General features: G+C 52.5%; 4 protein-coding genes. All 4 read left to right on the forward strand.

What is annotated here, in order from left to right:
- Nucleotides 1–1,488 (forward strand): sulfate adenylyltransferase subunit 1 (locus tag ABYW01_RS13250; RefSeq protein WP_372833444.1); only part of this gene is annotated, 1,488 nt, incomplete at its 5' end.
- Nucleotides 1,489–1,712: 224 nt separating this feature from the next.
- Nucleotides 1,713–2,294, forward strand: a complete 582-nt coding sequence (gene rsxA / locus ABYW01_RS13255; protein ID WP_372833447.1) for an electron transport complex subunit RsxA — start codon at nt 1,713–1,715, stop codon at nt 2,292–2,294.
- A 16-nt stretch (nt 2,295–2,310) separates the two neighbouring features.
- Entirely contained in the window at nt 2,311–2,916 is a 606-nt protein-coding gene (gene rsxB, locus ABYW01_RS13260; RefSeq protein WP_193952212.1) for an electron transport complex subunit RsxB, read from the forward strand.
- Nucleotides 2,916–5,293, forward strand: a 2,378-nt coding sequence (rsxC, locus tag ABYW01_RS13265; protein WP_372833450.1) for an electron transport complex subunit RsxC, incomplete at its 3' end; no start/stop codon positions are given. The genes rsxB and rsxC, both read left to right, overlap by 1 nt.

A 5,293-nucleotide genomic window follows, 5' to 3' on the forward strand; every position in this document is an offset into this window, starting at 1 on the left:
GGCCTGCAGGCGGAGCGGGAGCAGGGTATCACTATTGATGTGGCGTACCGTTACTTCTCGACCGATAAGCGTAAGTTCATCATCGCGGATACTCCGGGGCATGAGCAGTACACGCGAAACATGGCGACGGGTGCGTCCACCTGTGACCTGGCGATTATCCTGATCGATGCCCGCCACGGTGTGCAGGTGCAGACTAAACGTCACAGCTTCATCGTGTCCCTGCTGGGTATCAAACACACCGTTGTGGCCATCAATAAGATGGATCTGGTGGAGTTCAGCGAAGCGCGATACGAAGAGATTAAACAAGAATACCTCGAATTTGCCAAAGATCTGGATCTGCCTGATGTGCAGTTCGCACCGATCTCTGCACTGAAAGGCGACAACGTTGTGAGTGTATCCGAGCAGACACCTTGGTATAAAGGTGAGCCGCTGATGGAGATGCTGGAATCGGTTGAGATCGCGAACGACCAGAATTTTGACAGCCTGCGCTTCCCTGTGCAGTACGTGAACCGTCCGAACCTGGATTTTCGTGGTTACTGCGGTACGCTAGCGTCCGGTATTGTACGCCCGGGTGATGAGGTCACTGTGCTGCCATCAGGTAAGTCCAGTCGCGTGAAATCGATCGTCACGTTTGAAGGTGAGATTGAAGAAGCGTTTCCACCAATGTCTGTCACTCTGACACTGGAAGATGAGATTGATATCTCCCGCGGTGACGTACTGGTGCATTCCAAAGACATACCGGAAGCGACCAATCGTTTTGATGCGATGCTGGTCTGGATGTCTGAGTCCGAGCTGGTACAGGGGCGCCAGTACGATGTGAAACTGGCGACGACCACTATCGCAGGTGGCGTTACTAACATCCGTCACCGTATTGATGTGAACACACTGGAAAAGTCAGAAGTGAATACCCTGGGACTGAACGATATTTCCCGTTGTGAAATCACACTGGAACGTCCGGTGATCGCAGATGACTACAAACAGCACCACGGTACTGGCTCGTTCATTATTGTTGATCGCTTGACGAATGCCACCGTGGCTGCAGGCATGATCGTTGACGCCAGCGGACAAGCATTGTTGAACGGTGATCTGGAGATTGTTGAGCAGTCTCAGGTAAGCGCAGCAGACAAAGCGCTTCGCTTCGGTCAGCAGGCGGGTACCGTCGTGGTATCAGGTGGTACCGAGCAGCAGCGTAATATGGTGCTATACAGTGTAGAGAAAGCACTGTTTAATGCCGGGCGTGCAGTGGCCGTACTGAACAATGAGACTTTGCCAGCTGAACTGCAGTCTAACCTGACTCAAACGGCGACCGTGTTGAATAACAACGGTTTGCTGGTACTCGCAGCCAGTGATGATGCTCTGGCCGGTGAGAAGGTGCTGAATGTATCCCTGGATGCGAAAGATGCTGACTTGCGTCTGACCGCTGATCAGGATTCGGCACAGCAGGTTTCTGCTGTACTGGAGCTGCTTACGCAGCACGCACTGGTATAATATGCCTTACCCGTGACGGAGTTAGCCGAAGCGGGTGAACAACTGGCGAATTTACCATCATGAACAAAGCGGCTTTAATGCCGCTTTGTTGTTCACATTGAGGTGCGTCAAGCGTCAGCCCCTATCGATGGTTACGGAATATCGATAAAATTAGAAGTCTCTAATTTTAGCGCCGATCTTGTGTCGGTGAAGCATAAAGCGACAACAGCGATAACAGATACGTTATGACAGAGTACCTATTAATTCTGATTAGCACAGTACTGGTGAATAACTTCGTACTGGTGCAATTCCTTGGTTTGTGCCCGTTTATGGGGGTTTCCAATAAGCTGGAAACCGCGATGGGAATGTCGCTGGCGACAACCTTCGTGCTGACCTTGTCCTCTGTTTGCAGCTATCTGGTGTTTGCGTACATTTTGCAGCCGCTGGAACTCGCTTATCTGCAGACCATCTCTTTTATTCTGGTGATTGCGGTCGTGGTGCAGTTCACCGAGATGGTGGTGCATAAAACCAGCCCGATGCTCTATAAAGTACTGGGTATTTTCCTGCCGCTGATTACGACGAACTGTGCGGTATTGGGTGTTGCCCTGCTCAACATTAAAAAGCAGAACGATTTCATTGATTCCATCGTCTACGGCTTCGGCGCTGCGGTGGGATTTTCTCTGGCACTGATTCTCTTCTCGGCGATGCGTGAGCGTATTGCTGTTGCAGACGTACCTGCGCCATTTAAAGGTTCTGCCATCGGTATGGTGACTGCAGGTTTGATGTCATTGGCGTTTATGGGCTTTACCGGTCTGGTTCAGTTCTGAGTGGGTGGAGTTTGAAATGAGTGCCGTTGTAATAGCCATCCTTGTTTTAGCTGTCCTTGCGCTGCTGTTTGGTTTGCTGCTGGGGTATGCCTCTGTACGCTTTAAAGTGGAAGGTAACCCGATCGTTGATCAGATAGACGGTTTGTTGCCTCAAACCCAGTGTGGTCAGTGTGGCCATCCGGGGTGTCGCCCCTATGCTGAAGCCATTGCCAATGGTGAGGCGATTAACAAATGTCCACCGGGCGGCCAGTCTACCGTTGATGCGTTGGCTGACCTGTTGGATGTGGAATCTGTGCCGCTGGATGCGGAAGACGCTGGCGAGCCAGTCAGGGCAGTGGCCTATATTCGCGAAGACGAGTGTATTGGTTGCACCAAGTGCATACAGGCTTGTCCGGTGGATGCGATTCTGGGTGCGGCTAAACAGATGCACACCGTTATTATTTCAGAGTGCACCGGTTGTGACCTCTGTGTAGAACCTTGCCCTGTTGACTGTATTGATATGGTTCCGATTGAAACAACGCTGAATACCTGGAAGTGGGACATGCCGAAACCGGGTGTTGAACTGATCGCCACCGACCGTGGTCGTGGTGAAGCCTTCACTGATAAAGGGGAGGCTGCCTGATGTCTAGCGTGCATTCATTCCACGGTGGTATCCATCCACCGGAAAACAAACGCCAGTCGAATGGCGCGCCGATTCAGGCCGCTCCGATTCCGGCGAAACTAGTATTGCCGTTGTCACAACACATTGGTGCGCCAGCAGAACCGTTGGTGAAAGTCGGTGACCGGGTCCTGAAAGGGCAGGTGATCGCCGAGCCTATTGGTCGCATCAGCGTAAGCTTACATGCGCCAACCTCCGGCACTATCAGTATGATTGGACCTCAGCCCGTACCGCATGCCTCGGGCATGGAAGCGAACTGCATTGTCATCGAAACAGACGGGCAGGATGAGTGGATTGAGCATAGCGGGCTTGAAGATTATAAGGCGCTGAACAAGCAGGAACTGATCGGTTATATCCGTAACTACGGCATTGCCGGTATGGGTGGCGCAGGTTTCCCAACGGATGTGAAATTGCATCTGGGTGACGATCACATCGTTAACACGCTGATTATTAATGCAGCGGAGTGCGAACCCTATATTACCGCCGATGATTTGCTGATCCGTGAACGTTCCGATCAGATTTTAGGTGGTATTGAAGTCATTGCTCACCTGCTGAATCCGAGCCATATCCTGATCGGGATCGAAGACAACAAACCGCAAGCGATCCGTGCTTTGGAAGATAGGGTGCGTGGCAGTCGACTGAACATCGACGTGGTGGTTGTTCCGACTAAATATCCATCCGGCGGCGAGAAACAGCTGATCAAACTGCTGACGGGTGTCGAAGTGCCCAGTGGCCGGATCCCTGCAGATGTGGGTATTGTTTGTCAGAACGTGGGTACGGCCAGTGCGATCTACCGGGCCGTTCATCAGGGCGAGCCTCTGATCTCACGGGTCGTGACGATTACGGGTGACGCGGTCAATCAGCGTCACAATCTCGATGTGTTGATCGGAACGCAGTATTCCGAGTTGCTGGATGCATCCAGTGTGCGTCGTGATGATCTTTATCGTTTGGTCATGGGCGGTCCGATGATGGGCTTTACCATGAACAACGAAGCTATACCGGTGGTTAAAACCACCAACTGTATCATCGCCGCAACGCATGAAGAGATGCCGCCCGCACCACCTGCGATGAACTGCATCCGCTGTGGCATGTGCGAGCAAGTGTGCCCGGCAGAACTGTTGCCGCAGCAGCTGCACTGGTTCGCAAAGGGCAAGGAATACGATAAGGCCAAACATCACAACCTGTTCGATTGTATCGAATGTGGTGCGTGCTCATACGTGTGCCCGAGCAACATCCCTCTGGTGCAGTACTACCGCAACGCGAAGGCTGAAATCCGCCAGGAAGAGGTTGAGAAGCAGAAGGCTGAGTATGCGCGTCAGCGCTTTGAAGCCCGTCAGGCACGCCTTGAGCAGGAAAAAATCGAGAAAGAACTGCGCCGTAAAGCGCGTGCAGAACAAGCCGCTAAAGCGCAGGCTTCGAAGAAAGACAGTGTGGCTGCTAAACCGGCGGCAAGCACAGATGATCCTAAAGCGCTGAAAACCGCTGCGGCAGTGGCTCGCACCAAACTGAAGAAAGCGCAGAAAGCGTTTGAACAGGCGAAGGAAGCGGATGCAGAGAATCTGCCTGAGTTGGAAGCTGCTTTTAAAGCGGCTGAACAGAAAGCCACTGATGCTCAGACCAAGCTGGAAAACGCTGAGAAAGGTGTCACCTCCGTTGCATCCGGGGCTCCGGATATTAAGGCCCTGAAGACAGCCGCTGCAGTGGCTCGTACCAAACTGAAGAAAGCTCAAACTGCGCTTAAGGCTGCGGAAGAGAAAGGTCAGGACGGTATTGAACCGCTTCGGGAAACCGTTAAGACGCTGGAAGCGAAGTCGGAAGCGGCTCAGAAAGCCTACGACGATGCTCAGGCTGCTCCCGCTCAGGTTGAACCTGTTGTGGATATTAAGCAGCTTAAGACCGCTGCGGCAGTTGCGCGTACGAAGCTGAAACAGGCCGAGAAGGCACTAGCGAAAGCTCAGGAATCCGGTGAAGGTGACATTGCTGAACTGGAAGCCAAAGTTAAAGAGCAACAGGCGAAAGTCGAAAGCACTCAAAAAGCGTTTGAGGCGGCTGAATCGGGTGGGACTGCTGCAACCCCGGCAGTTGATTTAGCACCTCTGAAAGAAGAGATGGAGAAAGCGCTGGCTAAAGTTGAAAAGGCTGACGCTGCTGCCAAGAACGCAGAAGAGAAAGGTCTGCCTGCTGCTGAGAAGATGAAAGCAGGGGTGGAAAAACTGCGCGGCAAGTATGAAGAAGCCAAGCAAGCCTATGAAGCGGCTCAGCAATCATCTGCGCCAAGTGCTCCTGCGGTTGATCTGACACCTCTGAAAGAGGATATGGAGAAAGCGCTGGCTAAAGTTGA

The organism is Pontibacterium sp., from assembly GCF_041587635.1.
Taxonomy (GTDB): Bacteria; Pseudomonadota; Gammaproteobacteria; order Pseudomonadales; family Balneatricaceae; genus Pontibacterium.

What these genes read in the sequence shown, in the direction of transcription:
- rsxA (WP_372833447.1), top strand. Translation starts at nt 1,713, where the DNA reads ATGACAGAGTACCTATTAATTCTGATTAGCACAGTACTGGTGAATAAC.
- rsxB (WP_193952212.1), top strand. Translation starts at nt 2,311, where the DNA reads ATGAGTGCCGTTGTAATAGCCATCCTTGTTTTAGCTGTCCTTGCGCTG.